General features: G+C 50.6%; 23 protein-coding genes. 2 read left to right on the top strand and 21 right to left on the bottom strand.

Features of this window, described 5'->3' with window-relative positions:
* Positions 1-102: 102 nt before the first annotated feature.
* The 17 genes from DWX59_RS26400 to DWX59_RS26320 all read right to left on the bottom strand — a co-directional run bounded on the left by DWX59_RS26400 (position 103) and on the right by DWX59_RS26320 (position 17,795).
* Positions 103-360, bottom strand: coding sequence for an HPr family phosphocarrier protein (locus DWX59_RS26400; RefSeq protein ID WP_117563133.1), 258 nt, complete (start codon positions 358-360; stop codon positions 103-105).
* A 15-nt stretch (positions 361-375) separates the two neighbouring features.
* Entirely contained in the window at positions 376-1,479 is a 1,104-nt protein-coding gene (locus DWX59_RS30305) for a BglG family transcription antiterminator (protein WP_390417718.1), read from the bottom strand.
* Between the two features lie 688 nt (positions 1,480-2,167).
* Positions 2,168-3,193, bottom strand: coding sequence for a DMT family transporter (locus DWX59_RS26390; protein WP_117563131.1), 1,026 nt, complete (start codon positions 3,191-3,193; stop codon positions 2,168-2,170).
* A gap of 57 nt (positions 3,194-3,250) precedes the next feature.
* On the bottom strand, positions 3,251-4,687 hold the full coding sequence (locus DWX59_RS26385; protein ID WP_117563130.1) for a glycoside hydrolase family 1 protein: 1,437 nt from the start codon (positions 4,685-4,687) through the stop codon (positions 3,251-3,253).
* The gene (locus DWX59_RS26380) at positions 4,680-5,090 is read right to left on the bottom strand and encodes a PTS lactose/cellobiose transporter subunit IIA (RefSeq protein ID WP_227117020.1); all 411 of its coding nucleotides are present in this window, start codon (positions 5,088-5,090) and stop codon (positions 4,680-4,682) included. Before DWX59_RS26380 ends, DWX59_RS26385 begins: the two co-directional genes overlap by 8 nt.
* Entirely contained in the window at positions 5,083-6,312 is a 1,230-nt protein-coding gene (locus tag DWX59_RS26375; protein ID WP_117563129.1) for a PTS sugar transporter subunit IIC, read from the bottom strand. Before DWX59_RS26375 ends, DWX59_RS26380 begins: the two co-directional genes overlap by 8 nt.
* A gap of 10 nt (positions 6,313-6,322) precedes the next feature.
* Positions 6,323-6,628 carry a PTS sugar transporter subunit IIB gene (locus DWX59_RS26370; protein ID WP_117563128.1) on the bottom strand — a complete coding sequence of 102 codons (306 nt, stop codon included), beginning with the start codon at positions 6,626-6,628 and terminating at the stop codon, positions 6,323-6,325.
* 324 nt (positions 6,629-6,952) lie between these two features.
* A complete protein-coding gene (locus DWX59_RS26365) occupies positions 6,953-7,834 on the bottom strand; it encodes a PepSY domain-containing protein (protein ID WP_117563127.1) in 882 nt (293 codons plus the stop codon).
* A 135-nt stretch (positions 7,835-7,969) separates the two neighbouring features.
* Positions 7,970-8,794, bottom strand: coding sequence for a nitroreductase family protein (locus tag DWX59_RS26360; protein WP_117563126.1), 825 nt, complete (start codon positions 8,792-8,794; stop codon positions 7,970-7,972).
* A gap of 46 nt (positions 8,795-8,840) precedes the next feature.
* Positions 8,841-9,917, bottom strand: coding sequence for an anti-sigma-I factor RsgI family protein (locus tag DWX59_RS26355; protein ID WP_117563125.1), 1,077 nt, complete (start codon positions 9,915-9,917; stop codon positions 8,841-8,843).
* Positions 9,914-10,645, bottom strand: coding sequence for a sigma factor (locus DWX59_RS26350; protein ID WP_117563124.1), 732 nt, complete (start codon positions 10,643-10,645; stop codon positions 9,914-9,916). Before DWX59_RS26350 ends, DWX59_RS26355 begins: the two co-directional genes overlap by 4 nt.
* Positions 10,646-10,872: 227 nt before the next feature.
* Positions 10,873-11,949: a sugar ABC transporter substrate-binding protein gene (locus tag DWX59_RS26345; RefSeq protein WP_235845201.1), complete on the bottom strand. Its 1,077-nt coding sequence runs from the start codon at positions 11,947-11,949 to the stop codon at positions 10,873-10,875.
* Between the two features lie 33 nt (positions 11,950-11,982).
* Complete coding sequence (locus DWX59_RS26340; RefSeq protein ID WP_117563140.1) at positions 11,983-12,924, bottom strand: ABC transporter permease; 942 nt, start codon at positions 12,922-12,924, stop codon at positions 11,983-11,985.
* Positions 12,925-12,955: 31 nt separating this feature from the next.
* Positions 12,956-14,452, bottom strand: coding sequence for a sugar ABC transporter ATP-binding protein (locus DWX59_RS26335; protein ID WP_166460311.1), 1,497 nt, complete (start codon positions 14,450-14,452; stop codon positions 12,956-12,958).
* A 16-nt stretch (positions 14,453-14,468) separates the two neighbouring features.
* On the bottom strand, positions 14,469-15,698 hold the full coding sequence (locus DWX59_RS26330; protein WP_117563122.1) for a hypothetical protein: 1,230 nt from the start codon (positions 15,696-15,698) through the stop codon (positions 14,469-14,471).
* Complete coding sequence (locus DWX59_RS26325) at positions 15,695-16,675, bottom strand: BadF/BadG/BcrA/BcrD ATPase family protein (RefSeq protein ID WP_117563121.1); 981 nt, start codon at positions 16,673-16,675, stop codon at positions 15,695-15,697. The genes DWX59_RS26330 and DWX59_RS26325 overlap by 4 nt, the downstream gene beginning before the upstream one ends.
* Positions 16,676-16,679: 4 nt before the next feature.
* Positions 16,680-17,795, bottom strand: a complete 1,116-nt coding sequence (locus DWX59_RS26320; RefSeq protein ID WP_117563120.1) for an ROK family transcriptional regulator — start codon at positions 17,793-17,795, stop codon at positions 16,680-16,682.
* A 230-nt stretch (positions 17,796-18,025) separates the two neighbouring features.
* On the opposite strand from DWX59_RS26320, the gene DWX59_RS26315 reads away from it, so the two are divergent.
* Both DWX59_RS26315 and DWX59_RS26310 read left to right on the top strand, forming a co-directional pair.
* Positions 18,026-18,700, top strand: a complete 675-nt coding sequence (locus DWX59_RS26315; protein WP_117563119.1) for a FadR/GntR family transcriptional regulator — start codon at positions 18,026-18,028, stop codon at positions 18,698-18,700.
* 144 nt (positions 18,701-18,844) lie between these two features.
* On the top strand, positions 18,845-19,483 hold the full coding sequence (locus DWX59_RS26310; RefSeq protein WP_117563118.1) for a CatA-like O-acetyltransferase: 639 nt from the start codon (positions 18,845-18,847) through the stop codon (positions 19,481-19,483).
* A 30-nt stretch (positions 19,484-19,513) separates the two neighbouring features.
* Here DWX59_RS26310 and DWX59_RS26305 read toward each other — a convergent pair whose 3' ends face one another.
* The 4 genes from DWX59_RS26305 to DWX59_RS28935 are packed head-to-tail and all read right to left on the bottom strand — an operon-like array spanning position 19,514 to position 22,633.
* Positions 19,514-21,658, bottom strand: a complete 2,145-nt coding sequence (locus DWX59_RS26305) for an aminopeptidase (protein ID WP_117563117.1) — start codon at positions 21,656-21,658, stop codon at positions 19,514-19,516.
* 16 nt (positions 21,659-21,674) lie between these two features.
* The gene (locus tag DWX59_RS26300) at positions 21,675-21,998 is read right to left on the bottom strand and encodes a hypothetical protein (protein ID WP_117563116.1); all 324 of its coding nucleotides are present in this window, start codon (positions 21,996-21,998) and stop codon (positions 21,675-21,677) included.
* Positions 21,995-22,468 (bottom strand): VanZ family protein, encoded by a 474-nt coding sequence (locus DWX59_RS26295; RefSeq protein WP_117563115.1) that lies wholly within the window; start codon positions 22,466-22,468, stop codon positions 21,995-21,997. The genes DWX59_RS26300 and DWX59_RS26295 overlap by 4 nt, the downstream gene beginning before the upstream one ends.
* Before the next feature lie 15 nt (positions 22,469-22,483).
* Positions 22,484-22,633, bottom strand: a complete 150-nt coding sequence (locus tag DWX59_RS28935) for a hypothetical protein (RefSeq protein ID WP_025486672.1) — start codon at positions 22,631-22,633, stop codon at positions 22,484-22,486.
* Positions 22,634-22,639: the final 6 nt, after the last annotated feature.

The following is a 22,639-nucleotide window of genomic DNA, read 5'->3' as shown; positions in this document are numbered from 1 at the left end:
CACGAAAAACTCCGACATACTCAACAGGCTAAAGCCCATAACAAAAAACCGGAAGATATCCCGAGTGTCTCTCTCCAAATATCTTCCGGTTATGATTGACTGCTAAAGCTGTGAAACGCAAAACTCCTGAATCTGCCGCAAGATTTCCTCCTCGTCTCCACCCTCCACCAGAAATACCAACTCATCCCCTTTCACAGCATATAGATTCATCACTGCAAAAACTTCCTTCCCGTCCGCCTTCCTGTCTCCGGCAGACACCACAATCCGGCCCTCCGCATCGCGGCAGATTTTCGCCAGATTTACAGCAATCCTTGCATGAAGCCCTTCCGGGTTCGTAATCACATACCGGTATCCCTTCATCCTATTTCTCTCCCTTTATATCGGTTCACACATCAGTATCGCCTCAATAAATTCCTCATAGCTATTGCTGCCAAGCACCTTTTCCAGGCTCTGGTATTCCAAAAGAAGCACAATCAGATTGTCAAATATCTCATGGAACAGCTCCCTGTCCCGGCGGTTGATTGCAAACAGCAGCACCACATTCACCATATGCTCTCCCCAGGAAATCGGCTTATCACTAAGCAGGATATATACTCCGGTACGGCTGGCCTCCATTTTCAAAGAATGCGGCACAGCCAGCCTTCCAAATGCCGTGGAGGAATGAGCCTCCCGGTCCTCTACCTCCGCCATAAAGCCCTCTTCCACATAACCGTTTTCTTCCAGGGCACGTACCATATGGGTGAGCGCCTGTTTCCGGTCCCCCATATCCCCATTTTTGCAGAACAGCTCAGGGGAAGTAATCTGCAAGAGCATCTCCCGCAGACGCTTCTGCTTTCCAGCCTGCTTCATTTCTGCAATCTTTTTCCGGATTGCGGCAAGATCCCTCTCGTGCAGAAATGGATTGACCTGCACCACCTGCTGCCCCTCTTCCGGCTCGACTGCTATGGTGGAGATAATCAGTTCCTCCCTGCGCACCTGCTTAAGCTCTGACGGCTTGGTAACTACTGTCTTGACCACCAGATCCTCAGAAAAGCTTCCCTCAATCTTTTCCATCATGATATCTGCCAAATCATAATACTGCGGGGACAGGAGGACGCAGCCCAGCTTGTCCTTCTGATTCTCCCAGGTTTCCAGATTTCCGCCGATATGCAGAGCGATATAGGCAATCTCATCCTCGTCCACCCGGTATCCCGTCAACTGGCTTAAGCAGTTTGCCACGCCCACTGCGCACTCGAAAATCAGCGGGCAGGAATTCTTGATATGCTCTGTCAGCGGATTCTTGGTGGAATATTCATTATCCAGACGCCTTAAGAGATTGTGGATATGAACGGAAAATTTCACTACAAACTCATCATTCTCCGTATCAATAAAATAATTCTCATTAAGATAATCCAGAATCTTTCCAACGATTTTTGAACACTCCGGCCCAATAAAGTCCTGGATATTATCACGGTTTAAGGTATCATAGTCCACCTTCATCAGATGGCTCACCAGAAGTGCGGTCAGCTCCTCCATCTCCAACTCCGTAAACCGAACAGCGAACGCCTCTTTGATCCGGCCTGCAATCCTCCCGGAAAACTCTGTCTCACGGATTCCATACCGGTGTTTTTCCGCCACATGGGTGCGGAATGTGCAATTCTTCCGTATCCGGTCCATGCTGACGACCAAATCCAGAATCAGGTTCACCATGGCGTAGTCATTGATAAAATAGTGATACCGCTTGCATTCCGTCAGAACAATATCCCGAAGCAGTTCCATATTATAGTCCGGAAATGCTTTCTGCACCATATCCAGGCTCATTATATTCTTATTGAACTCCTCGTAGAGAATGCCGCTTAAGAGACGGCGCTTGTCCAGCTCCCTCCCCTCCAGCGTTACCTCCGAACCTGCCACATTGGCATAAAGCCCGTATTCCTTGAGTTTTTTCCTCACTCTGACTAAATCCTTTTTAAGCGTCTCTAAACTTACAAAGATTTCCTCGCTGATATCATAGAGGTCGATGCCTCCTCCATTTTCACTGTCATTTGTGAGAAGCTGCGCAATCATATAGTTAACCCGTTCTCCCGGCGTCTCCGGCAGGCTCGCCTGCTGCTGTTTCCCCAAAAGTTCCCGCCCCCGCTCCCGCTGTATCCTATAACCTTTTCTGGAACCTTCAATCAGATTAGTTTCAAAATAATTTATTTCCCCTATATAATTCTTCACACTGCGCTCCGAAATGTGAAGCTGGAGGGACAGCTGTTTTGCCGTCATCCACTCCTCCCGATTCACAAGGATCCGGATAAGCGCCAGATGTTTTTCTCTCATATGCCCTTCTCCCTGTCCGGCCGTTTAACACAACAATCGCAGCCAGAATGCACAAAATACCTGCCACGCCAAAGAATCCCATATGCTCCCCCAGCATCAGCTCCCCCAGAATGGCGGCCACGGCCGGCTCCACCGATGCAATGACCGACACGCTGCCCGGCTCCATGTATTTCAGCGCCGTATTATAAAGCAGATAGGAAAAAATATTGCAAACACACGCCGCAGCTGCCAAAATTGGTACTAATTGCGGCTTTTGAGTAATACTATACACCACATGTCCCATATCTGCAAGAAAGCATCCCGCACAGGCCGCCGAAAAGAATGCGTAAAACAGTACCGTCAGCGCATGATAACGTTTCAGCAGCGCACCTGCTATGATACTGTACATAGCATATCCGAATGCGGCCAGGATTCCCCAGAAAAATGCAGCAGCCGGAAATGTCACATTTCCCGACATGATTCCCGACACAAAGGCGCAGCCTGTGATGGCAAGGAGGACCGCCGTCAGCTTCCTGCCGGAAATCCGCTCCCCGAATACCGGCACCGCAATGACGGTCACAAACACGGGGGACGTATATAGAAGAACCGCTGCCGCTGCCATAGAGGATTTTTCAATGGCAATTCCATAGCTGACATTAAAAAGCAGCAGGCACAAGATTCCCGCAGCTCCAAACCATGGAAAATCCGACACTTTAATCCGAAGCAGCTTTCGGTCTAAAAGCAGCAGCGTTATCCCTAAAGCCGCTGCCCCGATTACCATCCGTACCACGGTCAGCTCCAGGGAGTGGACGCCATGGCGCCCGGCAAGACTGACAAACAGACCGATTGTCCCCCACATACCTCCCGCTGACGCCGCGCAGCACACCGCTTTTATTCTCTGCTTCTCCATGTATCTGTCACTCCCTGTTTTTGTTAGTATCCCATCTTTTTTGTGGACTCTCCCCGCTTATAAACGTTCACCATTAGAATCAATCACCTGCTTATACCAGTAAAAGCTGTCCTTGCGGTACCGCTTCCCGCTGCCGTTTCCCTCATCATCTAAATCTACATAAATCAATCCATACCGTTTTTTCATCTCCGCCGAAGAACAACTGACGATGTCAATTGGGGTCCACATCAGATATCCCTTCAGAGGCACGCCGTCCGCTATGGCTTCCTGCATCTGGATTACATGTTCCTTCAGATATTCGATGCGGTACGGGTCGTGCACGGTCCCGTCCGGCTCCAGCTTATCCACCGCCCCACAGCCGTTTTCCGTGATATAGATGGGCACACCGGGATAGCGGTCCCCATAATTGTTCAAATTCACCCGAAGCCCCACCGGATCAATCTCCCACCCCCACTGGGTTTTCCCCAGATACGGGTTGGAGCATTTGTCCATGGGCTCAAAAGTATTTTTTGAGACGTCATTGACCTTTGTATAGTAATAGCTGGTAGAAAGAAAATCCATCGTGTTCTCTCGCAGAATACGCTCATCGTCCTCCCCCAGTACCAGACTGATGCCATTATCTTCAAAAAACCTCATCGCATAGCCGGGATAATATCCTCTAAACTGTACATCCGGGAAAAGATACTGCATCTGATTTTTCCTAGTATTAAAAAGCATATCCTCCGGACGGCAGGTCGCCGGATAGGCCAGCTTATCGCTAAGCATGGTCCCTACCTGAATCTCCCCACCGTATCTCCCCGCCAGTTCCTTTGCCCTGGCACAGGCCAGAAACTGGTGATGGATTCCCTGATATTGCGCCTGCATGAAATTCTCTGCCCGGTTTCCCAGGATTCCAAGGGAATTGAACGTGGTCAGGTTAATTTGGTTAAACACAATCCAGTAACGCACCTGCCCATGATACCGCTCAAACAGTGTTTCGCAGTACCTGGAAAAAAGTCCCACCAGCCTGCGGTTCATCCAGCCCCCGTATTTTACCGCTAGGTTCACCGGCATTTCATAATGCGAAAGGGTCATGAATGGCTCCATGCCATGTTTCCTTATGGAGGCAATCAGCCTGTTGTAATATTCAAGTCCTGCCTCGCTGGGCTTTTTATCATCTCCATTGGGATAAATCCTGCTCCAATCAAACGAAGTGCGAAAAGCCTTCAGCCCTATTTCCTCCATGAGACCCAGGTCCTCCTCAAACCTGTGGTAGAAGTCAATCCCGTGACGCTTTGGATAGTAAAGCCCCGGCTTGGTCACAAGGACACTTTCATCGTTTCGGATGGTGCTGTCCTCCTTCCTGTCATCCCGGTTCTTGATATCCTGGTAAGGATGGAAGTCGGCAATGGACATCCCCTTGCCGCCCTCCCCAAAACCTCCGTCCGCCTGGTTTGCAGCAATCGCACCACCCCACAAAAAATCCTCCGGAAATTCCCGCCGCACCTTAATCATACCTGCCCCCGTCCTTTTTCTCCAGCACGTTTAAACGCCTGTCCAGCTCCCTGTACATGGTAATCATCTTTCGGGCAAGATTCATTTCCGTACAAACCGTCATCACCGTGTCCTGGGCATGGGTAAATAACAGGGAATACTCATATTTCTTTCCTGCTGCCTCGGACTGGACAATCTCGGTCTGAAAGATATGTGCTTGGCGCAACTCCTCTTTCGCATCCTTTAGCTTATCCTCCGCCTGGTCATACTTCCCCTCTGCGGTACAGTCCAGCGCTTCCATAATCAGATTCCTGCCATCCCCGGCGTGAATCACAATCTGCATGGCGACGGACGCCATTTTTTCTCTTTCTTCCTCATAACTGTTCATAATCTCACTCATAGCAAACTCCTTATCCTTACTCATTTTCTTCCTGCTCCAGCTTCAACTGCTGCCTGTCATAAATTTTGAAGAACGGAAAGAAGATCATCGCCGCCACCGCCAGGTTTATGGCAGTCAGAGCCAGCCCGGACAGGCTATGGTTGACCAGCCAGGAACTGATGAATACCGGGCAGTACCACATATTGAACACTTCCACCGGAATCGCCACCATACCGGTCACCTGCGCCAGATAGGTAATTACCGGAAGCACGATTGCCGTAATCCACATGGGAATCATCAGAAGCGGGTTCCATGCCACGCACCCGAACACTACCGGTTCATTAATATTTAACAGGCTTGGCACGATTGAAGCTTTCCCAAGAGCCTTGAGCTGCTTGGAAGCCGCGAATAGCAGCATAAATGATAAAGGCAGCGTTGCACCGCGACCACCAAGGCTGAGCCATGCATAGACCGCCTCATTGGTAAACGGCTGTGAAGCGCCAAGGCCCGCCGCCAGCGCATCCGCATTGGCCGTGATTGCCACCAGCGCGATTGGATTTAAGATGGGCTGGAATACCCACCCGCTGATTCCCATGGAATACAGGATAGTTGGAATCAGATACAGAAGAATCATGCCCGGCAGGGACTGCGCAATGCTGTTTAACGGTGAGAAGAAATTCACGATAAACGCATACATGTCAAAGTGAAGCTGGATGACCACCAGCCATCCAATCAGCACCACCGTAGCGATTGGAAGCATGGAATCGAACCACTCCTTCACAAAATCCGGTATTACGGAATCCTCCTTAAAAAAGGTGAATTTTGCATACAGGTTCATGACAAATGCAGTAAACAGACCCGCCACAATTGCAACGAACATACCCCCTGCGCCAAAAGCTGAAAACTGGTATACATACCCTGTGTCAGTAATCTCCGGGTTCACGAGAATCATGAATAACGCCACACCGGTAAATCCGGCAATCAGCTTCATCTTGTTGTTTTTTTTCAGTTCCAACACATAATAGGGGATTAGAAATACCATAAACAGGGAAATCAACCCGAAGGTATAATCTCGAAGCGCGGTAAGTACCGGCAACGCCGGTATGAAGTTTCGAAGCACGTTGTATATAGTAATCAGTGATCCCACCAATACCATGGGAAGTGTCTTGATGATGGCTTTCTGCATTGCAGAAAGCCATGCATTCCCCGTCAGTTCCTCCATTTTGGGAGCGACCACATCGCTCATCCAGTTCATAAACTTTTCCATACCGTTCCTCCTATTCCATTAACCCCATCGCCTGTTTCAGTACAGCTTCCCCGTCCAGCGTTGCATAAGACTTCCGGTCAATAATGGCCGCTTTCACGCCCATCCCGCCGACCTCCTCCTCAATTTCCGCAAACTTATGCTTTAGATGCGGACCAATGAGCAGTACACCCACCCCGTCGATGTTCTCCATGACTTCCGTGTCGCTTACCGCACGGATACTGACCTCCAGTCCCTGTTTCTGCGCCGCCTTCCTCATCTTCTGCGCGATAAATCCGCTGGAAGCGCCTGCTCCGCAGGCAAGCAGAATATTCTTCATACAGCCTCTCCTTTCCATTTCCCTGTTACAATCATTTTTGATATCTTCAGTATATTTAAAAACACAGGCGGTGACAAATCTTTGATTTCACCGAAAGGAGTGCAAAACAATCTTTTGGCGGATAGGAAAATCAGAATAGCATAAATCAGGGGGATAAATCAAAATAGAACATGCCACCCAATGGATGCAAAACAAACAGGAACAGCATACCAGAATCCCAGTATGCCGTTCCTGTTCCTTTAATCCGTATTCCCTCAACCCTTTGTTTGATTGATATATCTGCAGATCATCTGTTTCTGCAAAATGTTCCGTTAATGTGATGTATCAGTCGTCATCGCGGTCATTGTCGTTGTCGTCATCATCATGGTCATCATCGCGGTCATCGTCATGGTCGTCATACCGGTCATCGTCATGGTCGTCATCACGGTCATCATCGCGGTCATCGTCATGGTCGTCATACCGGTCATCGTCACGGTCGTCATCGCGGTCATCGTCATCATAACGCCCATCATGGTCATCGTCCCTGTCAATATCCAGGACTGCACCGGTTACCGCGTCCAGTTCCACTTCATGCCCAACCCCCTGAATCACTACCTCTATCTCATAAACCCCGTCATCCAGTTCATATTCCTTGAATTTCAGGCTGTCTGCCTTTAATCCAAACTGTTCCAATACAATTTTCTCAGCTGTTTCCCGGTCAATATACCCCTTGCCATCCAATGAATGGGTTCCCACAACCTTGATATACACATTGATTTCCCGGTCTTTTACAACGTCACGGACTTCATCCTCTATCTCCCTCATAAACTGGTCGTCCGGGTACTCAGAGCCTTTTTCAGCCTTTACCACCAGGCTCTTTCTGGAACCGTCCGCATGTTCACCGAACCATCCCTTTTCATCCAGGCGTCTGACCAGTCTTCCCACTGCTGTTTTACAGCTTTTGCCCACATATCCCTCCTGTCCTTCCAGGAAATTTTTACCGTCCCGGTCAATTCCTTTTATCTCCAGCACCGTACCATCCTTATCATAGGAAATGGATATATCCGGTCCCCCGCTCACCAGAATCCGCCCCTTCACCTCCTCCTTATTGCTTGATGCCCTGTAAGACGGGGCCCCGAAGGCTGTATTTCCTGCTCCTGCTGCCCCTGCTGCCAATATGGCGGCACATGCAAATACGACTGCCCTGTTTAATCTTCTTTTTAACATATTCATTTTCCTCCTGTAATCTGTGATTGATTTTGTTTATATACATAGATTACGGAAGCATATTTTTAAAACCGGGGTAGAAATGATTTTTTTATATTTATTTTTCCGGACATAAATCCCCATATCTGCAATCAGCTACCATTTTTCATAATGAACCTTGGCAGATTCCCATCGGTTACATGATTCCTTTATTTCGTCGGGCCAGCCAAAAGCAATCACGGAAATGGGTTCCAGCTTAGGAGGGAGTCCTAATTGATGGATGCACAATTTTCTCCAATCAGAATTAGGCGCCACGCCACACCAGACGCCTCCCAGTCCTAATCCATGGATACTGAGCAGCATGTTTTGCGTGGCAGCCGCGCAATCCGCATATAAGAACTCCTGTATCCCTTCAATATTTTTATCTCCGCAGACAACAATTGCCCCTGCCGATCCTTCCATCATCGCAGCATTTGAATTGTGCCGGGCCAGCATTGACAGGACACGTCTGTCCCTAATCATAATAAAATGGTACGGACGCTTATTCTTTGCCGTAGGAGCGTGCATGCCCGCGCAAAGAATGGCATTAACCATATCCTGGCTGACTGGCTTGGAGGTGAATTTCCGTATGCTCTGCCGTGTCTTTATGGCAGTAAGCACATCCATATCACTTGTGATATCAGCCATTTTTTCATGGTCCTCCCTGACAGCATCCAAATCCTCACAGGACATGGTAACCCTTGCAGTCATGGCCTGCCCGTCAAACCCGATGGACTTCTGCATCGCCTTATTTAAAACCATGATAAATTTACCATTGCCGCGGGATAATAATATACCTCGGTACCCTATGCCATTGATTGTGCCGCTTACATAAATGGTTCCCTTAGGTTTACGGAATACCGCTTTTGCATCAAACGGGATTTCCATAATCGTCAGACGGTCTGAACCGTCCTTTTTGATTTGTGCATCGAATTGTTCCATTACATTTCCCTTCCATATAATCCTTGTTTTGCATAATGATTATCCCTTAATCATCTTCCTCATCCCCACCATCCCGGCCACCATCTTCTTCATCCTCCTCATCATGGTCGTCATCTTCTTCATCCCGGTCATTTCGGCCGCTATCTTCTTTATCCCCGTCATCCCGGCCGCCATCTTCTTCATCCCCGTCATCCCGGCCGCCATCTTCTTCATCCTCATCATCATGGCCGTCATCTTCTTCATCCCGGTCATTTCGGCCTCTATCCTCTTTATCCCCGTCATCCCGGCCGTCTTCTTCATCCTCGTCATCCCGGCCGCCATCGTCCTTATCCCTATCATCCCGGCCGTCATCCTCGTCATCCCTATTATCCCGGTCACCCGTTCCGCCTCCCCCCGGATTTTTTTCCACCTCTTCAGCATCCTTTGGCACAGCCGGGGCGGCTGCCGGACGGGCGGGTACAGAAGGACGATGGCTGGCTGCAGGGCGGGCCGCGGGCTGGCCCACCGGGACCTCCTGCCCAGGGGTCCGGTTGTTGACGTCCGTATCCTTCCTATCCCCTGCATCGTCCCCTACCTTTATCTCCACTTCCATCCTGCCTTCAAACTGCTGCCTCAGTCCATTGCCGATGTCGGATTCCCGCTTCTGTTTCCACCGTGCGCTGCCCCCATCTGCTTTGACCATCACGGTTCCGCCATCAGTCAGGTACCCCATGTCCACGGCGCGTCCAACCAGAAGCCCTGTGATTTCCTCTGCATGTTTTCCTTTGTAGGGCACCTGATCAATCAGTCTGTCCCCATCCTCATTCAGCCCTTCCAGCCCCACTACCCGGTCCATGTAACTCACGTACATCCGGACATCCGGATTGATGGTCAGGTGCACGGTTCCGTAGGGGAGGAAGCAGGCCCCATATCCCCCTCCTCCCAGAACGGCAAGGCAGAGACAGGCCGCAGCCACCATGGATACAACCCTCATTGGAAGCAGAGCCGGCCTGTGCTGCTGTTCAATGACATAATCCACCTTCTGCCCCACCTCATACCCCATATTTGCCACCTTTATGACACGGCCTGCCTGATCCAGCACCACTGCGTATGCGGGATGGCATTCCATCACCAGATATGTCATATGGACGCCTCCTTTCCCCTGGATATCTGACAAAGATGTCCCCGGATAATCTCGTAACCATTTGTATATGCAAGTAAAATAGCCATCATATAGGAATGGTGCCGTTCCAGGGTCTTTCTTGCGACTCCTGAAACAGCGGTCAGTTCCGCCAGGGGCAGCCGCCTGTTTTTCACAAACCGCTCCAGGATTCCCGGATGCTCCCTGGCTGCCTGCAATGCCCTGTGGCAGGCAGCCAGCGTGCGTTCCTGCTTCGGACAATTATCCGCCACCTCGGACAGGCTCAGGCCATATTCCATAAGATTGCTTGCAAATTCCTCCAGTTCCTCCTTGGTGGCCTCCCTTACCGTCCATTGCTTCATCCCGTCTTCCCCGGAAGGAATCCTGTCAGAAAGCGGCTGTTCCTCCCCGTCCCCTGATGGCGCGTCATAGGAAACCGTCCCCTGGTGGCGTTCCTCTTTTCTATGATAATCAACCAGACGGTTGCGGATGGCAGCAGAAGCATAGGAAAGAAAACTGCCTCTCTCCCGTTGATATCCCTGAACAGCCTCATAAAATGCAAACATGGCAATGCTAAGCTCATCATCCCTGCCCTCAGAAGATAGGGCGTGGGTATGCCTGGCTGTCTCAGACCGTATGAAATTCATGTATTGGGAAATCAGTTCATCGGCAGCCAGCGCATCCTTTTTTGCCCTGTATACCATCTGAACGATTGCATGTTCTCCTCCCATCCTGCACCTCCATCTAATATAGGATACGGATTCATATCCGCCTTTTCGGGGTAATGCGGGTAATTATGATTTTATTTTACCATAGAATGAAAAGAACTGCCGCTGATAACGACAGTCCTTTTAAAAAATCCACACTTTAATCGTGATATACCACTGCTTTGTAAGCCCTCATGGCGCCGCGCGGATGCCTTTCATGATTCCAATCAATGGCGGGACAATCCAGGTTCTTACCACTCGCCCTTAAATGTGTCCACATTATCCTTATTGACTTCCACCTGCCTGATTTCCGTTACCGGCTCCACCTTCTCACCGTTCAGATACTTAACAGATGTCTCAATGGCCAGATGTCCTTCTTCCACTGCCGACATATAAGTGGTTCCGTCAATCACGCCGTCCTTGACCGCCTGCAGTCCGTCCTTACTTCCGCCAAGTCCGATTACCTTAACCTCTTCCTTCATCCCGGCTTCCTTAAGCGCCTGGCCTGCGCCGGTTGCGGAGTTGTCATCCTGGCAGATGACCACATTGAATTCCATCTTCTTCTGAATCAGGTCCTCCACAATCTTTAATGCCTGCTCCTTTTCCCAGTTGGAGGTCTGGTTGTAGATAATCTCGATATTGCTGCCTTTAAGGGCCTGCTCCAGCCCCTTCTTGCGGTTTATCTGTGGCGTGGTCCCGGGAACGCCTTCAATCAGGATTGCCTTGCCGCCTGCCTCGCCCAGCAGGTTCTTTGCAATCTCGCCCGTAACAGCGCCTGTATTGACCTCGTTCTGTCCTACATAGGATACCAGCCCCGCATACTCACCGGTTTCCTCAGAGCCAATGGCATTGGTAAATGCCAGCACCGGGATGTTGGATTCCTGGGCGGATTTAACTATTTTCTCACCGGAACCAGAATCCACACAGCAAAGTGCAATCAGATCAACTCCCTTAACCATGAAATCCTCTGCCTGTGACAGCTGTTTGGATGCATCCCACTGGGCATCCGCATACTCAATGGTAACCCCGTATTCGGCTGCGGCAGCATCCACGCCTTCTTTGGTTGCCACAAAATATCCCGTGGGGCCCGGAAGCAGTACCGCTATCTTATAATCCTTCTTTTCCCCTGTGGTTTCAGCCGCCTTGGTGTCTTCCCCGGTGCTTCCTGCTTCTGTCTTTGCCACCTCTGTCTTCGGGGCCTGGTCAGCCGGCGCTGCCGTTGTCTCCGGCGCCTTGGTGGCATTGGCGGAACTGGTGCATCCTGCCAGCCCTGCTGCCATCACACATGCCATCCCCACTGCTACTGCACGTTTTACTGTTCTCCTCATAATCCTCACCTTTTCCTTTCAAAATACTTTTTTCTATCTTGTAGCAAGCCTTTTCTTGCTGTAAGAATCAAATCCCACTGCAATCAGGATGATTAGTCCCTTGAATATGTACTGGAAATACATATCCACCCCCAGCAGATTGAAGCTGTTATTAATCACGCTCATCATCAGGACGCCGATTACCGTCTTAAGCGCTGAACCGGAACCGCCTGCCACTGATGTGCCGCCGATTACCACCGATGCAATGGCGTCCATATCATATCCGTCTCCGGCCGCAGGGCTGGCCGTGCCCATCCTTCCCACCAGCACGATGCCCGCCAGTCCTGCCAGCACCGCGTTAATGATGAATACTTTTATTTTGTACGCGTCCACATTAATGCCGTTTAACTTGCTGGCATCCGCATTGCCGCCCACCGAATACACATACCGCCCGAACCGCGTTTTGCTGAGCACGACCCAGGCCCCCAGCACGGTCAGCGCAAATATCACCACAGGGACCGGAATCCCCATCAGGTAGCCATTGCCAATGGCGTCCAGCACCACAAATGTCTCAGTGATAGGGTACCCGCCCGTAAGCATCAGCATGGAGCCTTTCACAATGCTGACCATGGCCATGGTGGTTATCAGGGAAGGAATCCCTATCTTAGCCACCACAAAGCCGTTAATGCTTCCGATTACCCCGCACACGGCAAGCGCCAGTATCATGGCAAGGAACAGGTTCACACCTGAAGTTGCCAGCTTCATGATCACTGCCCCTGAAAGGGCTGCCACCGCTCCCACGGATATATCAAAATTCCCGGATATGATGACAAAGGTCATTCCCGCTGATATGATGCCGATAATGGAGGACTGCCTCAGCAGGTTCAATATATTCTTGTGGCTTGCAAATGCCGGCGTTGCTATGGTTATCATCACACACAGGGCCAGGAAGCCGATGACCACACCATACTCTCTTAAATTTATCTTTTCCCTCATACGTTTCCCATCAGACATATTCTTCACCCCGCTAAACATTAAATATCTTATTCATGATATCCTGCACCGTCAGATCCCGGTTCTCCATCTCACAGACAGCCATCCCATCCCGGATCACTATAATGCGGTCAGATACCCTGATTACCTCCTCCAGGTCTGATGAGATAAAGATGACCCCTATGCCCTGGCTGGAAAAATCCTGTATGGTACGGAATATATCTTCTTTGGCTGCAATATCAATACCTTTGGTGGGCTCGTCATAGATGATTAAATCCATGTCCTGTCCCAGCCACTTTGAGACAACAACCTTCTGCTGGTTGCCTCCGCTTAATTCCTTGACCTTCTGGGTCACGCTGTTTATCTTGATTCCCAGCTTGCTGACCCCGTCCTCTGCAAAATGGATTTCCTGGTTCCTGTCCAGGAATCCATGCCTCCTGAACCTGCTTACCTGCACCGCGGTTGCATTTTTATAAATCTCCTGGTCCAGTATAAGGCCCAGATTCTTCCGGTCCTCGGGTATATAGCCAATCCTGTGGGCAATGGCCTGCTGGGGCGACCGGATATCCACAGCCTTACCGTTCACCAGGATTTCTCCCCCTGTCTTCCGGTCAATCCCATAAACCAGGTTAATTGTCTCGGTCCGTTTGGAACCCACCAGCCCGGCCAGCCCCACTACCTCGCCCTTATGTACCTTCATGCTCACATCCCTGACCACATTTCCCCTGGACACGCCCTTAAGCTCCAGCACGGGGCCAGCATTATAATCCGCGTAGTGGTAATCCTTGGAATCCTTGATCCGGCTGTCCGTATTGCCTGTCATCAGCTGGGTTATCTTTGCTTTTGTCAGTTCCCCGATATCATAGCTTCCCACCAGTTTCCCGTTCCTCATGATGCTGGCGCTGCCGCAGACACGGAACACCTCCTCCAGTATATGGGTGATGTATATGATACTCTTGCCCATCTCCTTCAGCCGCCCGATAATCTGGAACAGGCCTTCCTTCTCATTATTGGTCAGTGAGGTGGTGGGTTCGTCCATGATCACAAGGTCCGCATTCCATGATACCGCCTTCATGATCTCCACCATCTGCTGCTTGGCAATGCTGAGACGGGACACCACTGTATCCGGGTCAATGTCAAAATCAAAGTCCTTGCAGATGCGTCCATATTCCCGGTACATTTCCTTCTTCTTTAAAAACCCGCCTGCCCCAGCGCTTTCCCGCCCAAGGAACATGTTCTGCACCACCGTAAGGGTAGGCACCAGGCTCAGTTCCTGGTAAATGATGCTGATTCCATGGGATTTGGAGTCATGTTCATTCTTAAACGCCACCTTCCTGCCCTTTAAGAACACCTCACCTGAGGTCTGGCTGTGTACGCCGCCCACGATTTTAATCAATGTGGATTTACCGGCTCCATTGGCCCCGAGAAGAGCCCTTACCTCGCCCTGTACCAGGGAGAAATCAATGCCTTCCAGAACCTTAACCGGGCCGAAGCTTTTATGAATGTCTTTCATTTCCAGAATATATTCCATATCCAACCTCCCCCTGTCAAAACGGTCTTTCAGCAGCCGGTCCTGGGTCCAGACACCCACGGACCGCGGCCAGGTTCCCATCCGTGGCGCACATCAGGTCCCATGAAAGGACGTATCCTTCCATATCCAGCAGCCTCAGGCCTTCCATGGTCTCCCGCAGATATCCCGGATTGGACGGTGCGGCCTCATTGCTGTTTACCTCAATCCCACAGTATACCGGCACGCCCAGGCCGGCCATATATGTAAGCTCCCTGGCTGTAAAATTAAGGTCAAATGCCCCTGTTCCAGTGTCATGGCACCCCAGTATTTCAAAAAAAGCGTTCCGCGCCCTGGTTTTGGCATCCCCTTCCATCTGCATCCCATTCCCCTGCACCGTTTCCCGGATCAGGCAGTCCGTCTCAAAGGGCATCCCTGCCGGGGCATTGGTGATGCGGTACATCATGGGCTTGATAAAATCCGCCATGGACGCCAGCAGCTTCATGTCCTGCCCTGCAAAATACGCCAGGTACGGGGCAAATGTATCCATCCCCACCTTCATCCCCCTTTGGCGGAAATAGCGGGTCACCGGCTTTAGCGCCCCTGCGATATCCTCTGCCTTTTTCCTGTAAAACGGTTCCCATACAGGGTGTAGGAACGTGTAATTCCCCTGATCATAAGCAGTTATCCCAAGGACATGCTCCCCATATCCCCCGGCGCCTTCGCGCACCAGTCCCATCTGGTGTTTCAGCTCATCCACATCAATCCCATACTCCCGGTACCGCTTCCTGCATGCCGGACAAAAACAGCTGAACACACCGCCCAGACCATTGGAAAATGACCCATAGCGGATTTTGTCCAGGAACACCCCGTCAAAACCAAGGCCTTCGAAATTCTCCTCGTAAATCTCCAGGAATGCCCTTATATTGCGCTGCTGTTCCGGACAGTAGAATTCAAAATTCTCTCCTTCCGACAGGCAGTAACTCTTCACCTCATTGCCTGTATCGTCAATCAGCTTCCCGGTATCTGCCTTTAATATCCCTGTCTCCGAAAACACGGGAAGCCACAGATAACATTCAATGCCATGCTGTTTCAGGAACCGGATGACATGTTCATATAATTCCCGGTCGCAGGACCAGCCGATGATTACCTTGCTGACCGCAATTGTTTCAAGCAGCGCTTTAAGCCTTCCGCACACCGCGTCATGGGTAACCTTATGTTCCAGATAACCTCCGGTTGAAATCTGGACAATGATTTCCTGTTTATTCATGAGAATCCTCCCTTGAGAGCCTGCCTTGTCCCTGCGTCCTTCTCCCGCGTCCTCTGCTCCAATATCCTCTGCGCCAGACGTATGCCACCGTAAGCAGGCGCATTTTTCTGAAGGGAAAATGCAACATGCTCCAGCGGGATCTGCCGTGCCAGCTCATTCTTAATCAGCTGCTGGTAAATCCTGCTTTTCAGCACACCGCCCGAAAAAACAATGTTCAGTTCCGTGCCGCCGTCAAATCCCATCCGCTTGTGGATGCTGCCCATGAGCCGTGCAATTACCTCCGCCCCATGCCTTAATATCCCAAGCGTCACCTCTTCCCCGCGTCCGGCCTCCTCTGTCACCAGTTCGGCCAGCCTGGCAATCTCATAATAATCCGTTACCTCCGTAACCACGTAGGGCAGGTGTTCAAAACTGTCTGCCTTAAAATACTCCCTGATACAATCGTAAAACGGTGAATATTCACCGCAGCCGTCGCAGTAAAGCAGCGTATGCTTAAGGGCCTCGGCCCCAATCCAGTACCCGGAACCGATGTCGCTGATATTATATCCCCATCCGCTGGCCCGTTTATATTCCCCGTCCCTGCCGATTCCAAGAATGATGGAACCAGTCCCGGCAATCACCACCATCCCGGGCTCCATGGCCTGGGCATAGTAGGCGAGTATGCCGTCATTGCACAGGTAACACGTTTTCCCGTCAATCCCAAGATCCTTAAGGACCGCGCGTACCAGGGCGAAATCATGTTCTGAATCGCATCCCGAGATTCCCCAGACGCTGCAGCGCAGATCGCCACGCCGTATTCCTTTCTTTTCCAACAGGTTCAATCCTGCCTGAAAGCTTTCACCCACCGCTCCCAGGCCCACGGATTTATAATTACTGCATCCCACCACCACGCTTTCTTTTATATGGCCCTCCATATCGCTGATGCAGAATTCCGTCTTAGTTCCTCCGCCGTCCACGGAAAGTATATAATCAGCCATTTCCTTATCCCCGTTTCCTGCTTGACAAAGAGTAGGTCGGCGTAATTTCACGGATACACATGCCAATCAGACCATAAATGCTCTGCTCCCTGATATCATCCAGCTTAATCAGCTTGGGAACATGCTCTTCGCCAATGCATTCTTTTAACAAATCCTCAATTCCCTTTACATCCGCCCTTGAAATCTGGCTGCACACCAGTCCCACCACCTCCGGGTTGATGACGCAGATGATGCTGAGAAGCCCGCCTGCAACCGTGCGCCTTAAGAGGCTTTTAAGTTCTTTCCTGCGTGTGCCGCTGCTCTGTCTGATTTCCTCTTCCAGATGGCTCATGGTATGTTCAAAATCCCCTTTGTACCGGCTGTTCCCGTCCTGCCGTCCCACCCCCTGGCTCACCGGCAGGTAGCTCAGCTCTCCTGCAAAGTTAGTGGAACCTTTAAACAGCTCTCTTCCCAGTATCAGACCGGAACCAATCCCCTGTTCCAGGTATACCAGGGCCAGGCTGTCCACCTTCTCCTTGTACTGCCCATAATACACGCCCATGGCAGCCAGATTGATGTCATTCTCCAGAAGCACCGGCGCGCCGTACTTTTCTTCCAGGACATGGGCAACATCCACGCCCTCCCAGCTTGGGATGTTTGGGATGCTGGTCACGACCCCGTCCTTCACCACACCCGGCACGCCAAGACCTATGGCCGCAATCTCATGGCCCGTGCAGAACCCGCACAGGACATCCAGGGCACTGTACGTGTCCTCCATCACCTGGTCATAGGAATCCGGCCTTACGGGAAATTCCTTCCTGTATATGATATCCCCTATGCTGTTTGACACCGCGCCTATATACATATTACAGTCATAATGAAGCCCTATGATATAATGCAGCTCTTCATTTATCTCAAAATACTGGGCCCTGCGCCCAACCGATGAATCCTGTACGCTGCTGAGCTTTACCTTATTCTCCTTTACCAGGATATCAACGGTCTTGTTCACCGTCACCAGGCTTAAGTTGGTCAGCCTTGCAATCTCCGGCTTTGTGATGGGGCCGTTCACCTTGATGATGCCCTCTATCACATCCTTATTCAAAAGCTTAATCATTCTGGGAGTCCCTACCATCTCAGCCATATCCGCATCTCCTCACCACGCAATTAATAAATAAACTTTATTAATTAAGTATGGCTATATTATATGCAGAAACCAGGCATATGTCAATACCTATCCGTCAATTTATCCATTTTATTTTTCTGCCGACACATCTTTTTGTGCATTTGCCATATCCACTCTGTTTTTTACCTTTGCCCGTATACATGCAATGATAAAAATAGTATAATAACAAAAAAGAATCAGGTGGTAAGATGAATCAAGATAAAATGCTCTCACAGAACGCAGCCGAATCCATATTATCCATGATAACCGTTGAAAAACGTTTCTCAACCGGGGACAGGCTGCCCAATGAAACAGAACTGGCAGAAGAACTGAATATAAGCAGGACCACATTAAGGGAAGCAGTCAAAATACTAACCGCATACGGCGTCCTGGAAATCCAGCGGGGAAGGGGCACCTATGTAACCAGGGATACCCTGCCCCAATCCCCGGGGCTCCAATCCCTGACAGCCGTAAAGGTCAATGCCAGGGACCTCTATGAGATGCGGCTCATATTTGAGCCCGAGGCCGCCTATCTGGCTGCTGTCCGAGGCACGGATGCTGAAATCAGGCGCATCATGGGATATGGAAAGAGGATTGAGGAAGAGATAATGAACGGGCAGGACAGGACCGGCGATGAACATGGGTTCCACAAATCCATTGCCCAGGCAACCCACAATGAATTCATGAACCAGTTAATGCCCATATTGTACCAGGCCATTGCCAAGGGCGTCTGCCTGGCCTCCGGCAGCGCCAAGGCCCTGCAGGACACCGTCACGGACCACCGGCTGATCATGGAATTCCTGGACCAGCGCAATGCCGAGGGCGCAAGGAATGCCATGAAGATCCATATCATGCACGCCATGAAGGAACTGGACATGGAGTAAGGCGTGCACCGGCACACCACTGTGCCGCGGCGGGTAAATCCAACAGGAAAACCGCGCCCAAAGACATATTATGTCTGATTGACATACTATGTCTTTAGGCGTATAATCCATATCATAAATCATTCATAACGGAGGTATGCAAAGATGGGAGAACCAAAGATAAACTGGATTGACGTGCCAACCTGGGACAGGGCCACGCATTATGAGATATTCCGCAGCATTCCCCAGCCTCAGTACTGTGTGACATTTGAACTTGACATCACGCAGTTCCTTCCGTGGATTAAGGAGAAAGGATACTCCTTTACCTTTTCCATGATATATGCCGTTACCAGGTGTGCCAATCAGGTAGAGGCGTTCCGGTGCCGGTTCGTGGACGGGAAGCCTGCTGTCCTTGATAGGATCAACACCTCATTCACATACCTGGTTCCTGATACGGAACTGTTTAAAGTAGTCAATGTGGACATGCAGGATACCCTGCAGGAATACGTGGCCCTTGCCGCCGAAACAGTGAGGAACCAGAAGGAATATTTTACCGGCCCCATGGGCAATGACATATTCCAGTTTTCCCCTTTCCCCTGGGTATCCTTTACCCATATTTCCCATACGGATTCCGGCAGCCGCCACAATGCCGTCCCGCTGTTTGACTGGGGAAGATTCTACGAAAAGGACGGCAGGATAAAACTGCCATTTTCCGTCCAGGTACACCATTCTTTTGTGGATGGTATACATATCGGGAAAATGGCAGATCTGGTACAGTCTTACCTGGATGGTTTTAAAGCCTGATGCCGGTCCGTAAATCAACCGGTCCTGATATCATGAGAGCGCTTCATTCAGTTCACCGGTGCCCGGCAGCACGAACCTGCCCTGCCGGATGATATAAACCTCCTGCCCGTCCTCCCCCACGGCCTTGATATCCCCCAGTTCGGAATAAGGGATTGTAATATCCGTGTGGCAGCTGAAGTAAGCCTTTGACATATCCTCTTTGCGCAGAAGGGATATCTCATTATCCCTGGCAATGATTTCCTTGCCATCCGGGTTATACATAGGCGAATCCTCTGCAAAGCTGTAGCAGGTATCCCCGACTGCAAAGTGAGGCCCCATCTTCTCCGCAATAAGGATGGGCAGTTTATCTCCAATGCCAAACTTCCTGGCCATGGCATAAGCAGCCGTGTTGGTGCCGATGGCAAATTCCCCCAGCGGCAGCCACTCATGATTGTGCATGATCACCTGCTTCACCAACGCCCTGCCCTGGGCAGCCTCATCCTGGGAAGCCTCACCGCGGGCAGACCCGTCCCCGGCAGCCCCGTCCTTTTCAAAATTGCCGCAGGAAAACTCCGTGACCCTTCCATCCTTAAACCGCATCCTAAGGTTTTTGAACTGATAATCCCCCACATACACATTGCGCACATGCAGAAGCCCTTCTGTCCCGGTCAGGACAGGGGAGGTAAATACCTCTCCCAGCGGAATATTCACATCGGAAACACAGTTCTCAAAATTCGTTTCCCTGCTTCTGTCATGCAAAGGATGGAGCATCACCTTCATGCAGGTCTCATTATCATCCCGGCCAGTTATGATGACATGCCCGGCCTGATCCAGGGCGTCAATGATATGCTGCTGGATGCGCTGGTATTTGCCGTAATCCAGGGTGTTAATCCGGATGGTCTCCCTGAATATCTCCTCAAAATCCGGCCCGATATCAGGTTTTGGAAATGCAATGATGGTAAAACTGGTCTCATCCCCGGGCATATACTGGTTCACGACCTGCCTGGATTCATTGGCATAAGAGACGGTCAGCTCCTCCTGATGTCCATTCAGGGCCAGGGCGGTTTTCTTATTGATTGGTGTGAATCCTGCCTCTCCGAATGTCTCCACCAGGGCCGGTCCTGCGCACCAGGAAGCCAGCTCCTTAAACTCCTCATAGGCAGCCTTCAGGACAGAAAGCCTGCGTTCCTTAAAACCATTGCCCATATACAGGGCGCTGTCATAGCGGTGGTCATAATCATACTGCCGGTTGGCCGAAGTCCCATAATAACCGCGTTTCCCCCCAGGCCTGCGGTTCACGGACTCCACTGCCGCCCGGTAGAAAACCGCTTCCAGGCCCATGGCGCGGAAATTCTCCACTGCCTTCCGTATCATCCGCTCAAAACCCAGCTGGTATTCCACCACCACTGTCTTTTTCTTAGACAGGTCCCGGCCCATGACCTCAAACCCTTTGCGGTAGCCCTCGGTATATGTGTCCGCCATCCTGTCAATGGTTTCCTGGGGCAGGCTGTTCATAAAGGATGCCACCTTTAACTCGGTATCCGATATATATTCACCGTACTGATACAGATACCCCGGGCTGCTTAAATCACTGTCCATGACGATTTCCCTGGCAAAGGACAGGCCGGGGTCCAGGCCCTCCCGCACCCGCCAGGTAACAGTCAGGTCCGTGTAATCGCTGACAAACCAGTACAGGGCGTCCTTGACCGCCTGTTTATCCGGCGCTTCCCTGCCCTCTTCCCATGCAAGGACAAACAGGTTATAGACCTCCAGGAATACCTCGCTGAGGATGGTCATATGGGCCAGCCGCATCTCAAAGGCATACACGATGTCGGCGCGTATTTCCGTGTAGAGAAATGACAGCAGCTGTCCCATTCCATCTGAAAGCCGGCTGACCGCATAGTCGGGATTGGCATAGCTCTCCCCATAGTTTTCAGGCAGGATGTCCTCATACAGGGCATGGTTTTCCCTCCTAAGTCCTTTAAGGTCCATGTCTGCATGACCTGCCCCGCCTTCTTCCCATCTTCTCCTGACCACTTCCCCCACCTGCAGGATGAATGCAGCTGTCTTCTTAAAATAACTGCCGTAAGGCTGCCTCATCTCTTCTGTCCCCATGGCCTTAATCCGTTCCATGGATAATTGGTAGCGTTCCCTTACGGCATCATTTTCTTCCTGTAATAAAGTTCTGTAATCCATACGAATTTACTCCCATCTATCTTACAAACCCGGTGATTATGATGACAATCCAAACAATCAGCAGCACCAGGCTGATACTGATACCAATTTTTGCCAGTATGTAATTACGTTCCTTTTCCGTAAATGACAGCAGCCCGAACCACATTCCCATAAAGGCCGCCGCAATGCTGGCAAAACCGAATGCGCCCGTATTCAGACCGCCCTGGCCAGCCCTGGCCACGGACAGGTACATGCTGCCCGCCCCAAGGCCAAGGCTTAAGACGGCAAGCCCCAGGCAGTAATAGCTGTTCCTTGCAAAGGGATTTCTTACATAAGATACCTTATCCCCAATCTGTTTCACTTCATCAACCTCCTGCGTCTTATGCTGACCCGGGCCCACTGGACGAACCTGTATGCCAGATATCCAAGGGCAGCGCCAAGGGTATTGAGCTGCATGTCATCCACATCAAAGCTGCCCACCATGAATATGAGCTGTAATGTCTCCAGCATCAGGCTGAAGCCAAATCCCAGCATGACCGTGTTATACCATTTCTTGCTCCTTCTGCTGATGATGGGGAGGAAAAAACCAAAAGGCATGAAGGCTGCAACATTTCCAATCATATTGACAAGAAAAAGCAGGGGTCCGATGGTACTGTAATATCGGAAGTATCTGGAAATTTCCTTAAAGGGCACCAGATTATACTGGTACCCCCTGCTGGTGTCCGTGCGCCCGAAACTCTCTGAAAAAAACATAAAATAAGCCAGAAGGCACAGATACAGGATAAAAAGCACCCAGCCCAGTTTTTGGCGTTTCGTTGTATTTCTGATCATTGGCAGCCCCGTTCGTTAAAATACAATATCTGATTTACGCTTTAAAAGCAGGGCCCCGTTTATGATGGAAATGACTCCCACCGTAAGTCCTGTCACTGCAATGATGATGCCGATAACAATACATCCCGCGCCTGTGTTGCGCATTGTTTTATATATTTTCTCCATATTCAT

The sequence above is a fragment of the Enterocloster aldenensis genome (assembly GCF_003434055.1).
In the GTDB taxonomy this organism is placed as follows: Bacteria; Bacillota; Clostridia; order Lachnospirales; family Lachnospiraceae; genus Enterocloster; species Enterocloster aldenensis.
Note: the sequence above shows the minus strand (reverse complement) of the source record. Positions and strands in the feature narration are given on the sequence as shown.

What these genes read in the sequence shown, in the direction of transcription:
- DWX59_RS26345 (WP_235845201.1), bottom strand. Translation starts at nt 11,949, where the DNA reads ATGAGGAGAACAGTAAAACGTGCAGTAGCAGTGGGGATGGCATGTGTG.
- DWX59_RS26350 (WP_117563124.1), bottom strand. Translation starts at nt 10,645, where the DNA reads ATGGGAGGAGAACATGCAATCGTTCAGATGGTATACAGGGCAAAAAAG.
- DWX59_RS28935 (WP_025486672.1), bottom strand. Translation starts at nt 22,633, where the DNA reads ATGGAGAAAATATATAAAACAATGCGCAACACAGGCGCGGGATGTATT.
- DWX59_RS26325 (WP_117563121.1), bottom strand. Translation starts at nt 16,675, where the DNA reads ATGGCTGATTATATACTTTCCGTGGACGGCGGAGGAACTAAGACGGAA.
- DWX59_RS26310 (WP_117563118.1), top strand. Translation starts at nt 18,845, where the DNA reads ATGGGAGAACCAAAGATAAACTGGATTGACGTGCCAACCTGGGACAGG.
- DWX59_RS26380 (WP_227117020.1), bottom strand. Translation starts at nt 5,090, where the DNA reads ATGAGTAAGGATAAGGAGTTTGCTATGAGTGAGATTATGAACAGTTAT.
- DWX59_RS26375 (WP_117563129.1), bottom strand. Translation starts at nt 6,312, where the DNA reads ATGGAAAAGTTTATGAACTGGATGAGCGATGTGGTCGCTCCCAAAATG.
- DWX59_RS26355 (WP_117563125.1), bottom strand. Translation starts at nt 9,917, where the DNA reads ATGACATATCTGGTGATGGAATGCCATCCCGCATACGCAGTGGTGCTG.
- DWX59_RS26330 (WP_117563122.1), bottom strand. Translation starts at nt 15,698, where the DNA reads ATGAATAAACAGGAAATCATTGTCCAGATTTCAACCGGAGGTTATCTG.
- DWX59_RS26385 (WP_117563130.1), bottom strand. Translation starts at nt 4,687, where the DNA reads ATGATTAAGGTGCGGCGGGAATTTCCGGAGGATTTTTTGTGGGGTGGT.
- DWX59_RS26335 (WP_166460311.1), bottom strand. Translation starts at nt 14,452, where the DNA reads ATGGAATATATTCTGGAAATGAAAGACATTCATAAAAGCTTCGGCCCG.
- DWX59_RS26305 (WP_117563117.1), bottom strand. Translation starts at nt 21,658, where the DNA reads ATGGATTACAGAACTTTATTACAGGAAGAAAATGATGCCGTAAGGGAA.
- DWX59_RS30305 (WP_390417718.1), bottom strand. Translation starts at nt 1,479, where the DNA reads ATGAAGGTGGACTATGATACCTTAAACCGTGATAATATCCAGGACTTT.
- DWX59_RS26400 (WP_117563133.1), bottom strand. Translation starts at nt 360, where the DNA reads ATGAAGGGATACCGGTATGTGATTACGAACCCGGAAGGGCTTCATGCA.
- DWX59_RS26365 (WP_117563127.1), bottom strand. Translation starts at nt 7,834, where the DNA reads ATGTTAAAAAGAAGATTAAACAGGGCAGTCGTATTTGCATGTGCCGCC.
- DWX59_RS26360 (WP_117563126.1), bottom strand. Translation starts at nt 8,794, where the DNA reads ATGGAACAATTCGATGCACAAATCAAAAAGGACGGTTCAGACCGTCTG.
- DWX59_RS26315 (WP_117563119.1), top strand. Translation starts at nt 18,026, where the DNA reads ATGAATCAAGATAAAATGCTCTCACAGAACGCAGCCGAATCCATATTA.
- DWX59_RS26390 (WP_117563131.1), bottom strand. Translation starts at nt 3,193, where the DNA reads ATGGAGAAGCAGAGAATAAAAGCGGTGTGCTGCGCGGCGTCAGCGGGA.
- DWX59_RS26295 (WP_117563115.1), bottom strand. Translation starts at nt 22,468, where the DNA reads ATGATCAGAAATACAACGAAACGCCAAAAACTGGGCTGGGTGCTTTTT.
- DWX59_RS26370 (WP_117563128.1), bottom strand. Translation starts at nt 6,628, where the DNA reads ATGAAGAATATTCTGCTTGCCTGCGGAGCAGGCGCTTCCAGCGGATTT.
- DWX59_RS26340 (WP_117563140.1), bottom strand. Translation starts at nt 12,924, where the DNA reads ATGAGGGAAAAGATAAATTTAAGAGAGTATGGTGTGGTCATCGGCTTC.
- DWX59_RS26320 (WP_117563120.1), bottom strand. Translation starts at nt 17,795, where the DNA reads ATGGCTGAGATGGTAGGGACTCCCAGAATGATTAAGCTTTTGAATAAG.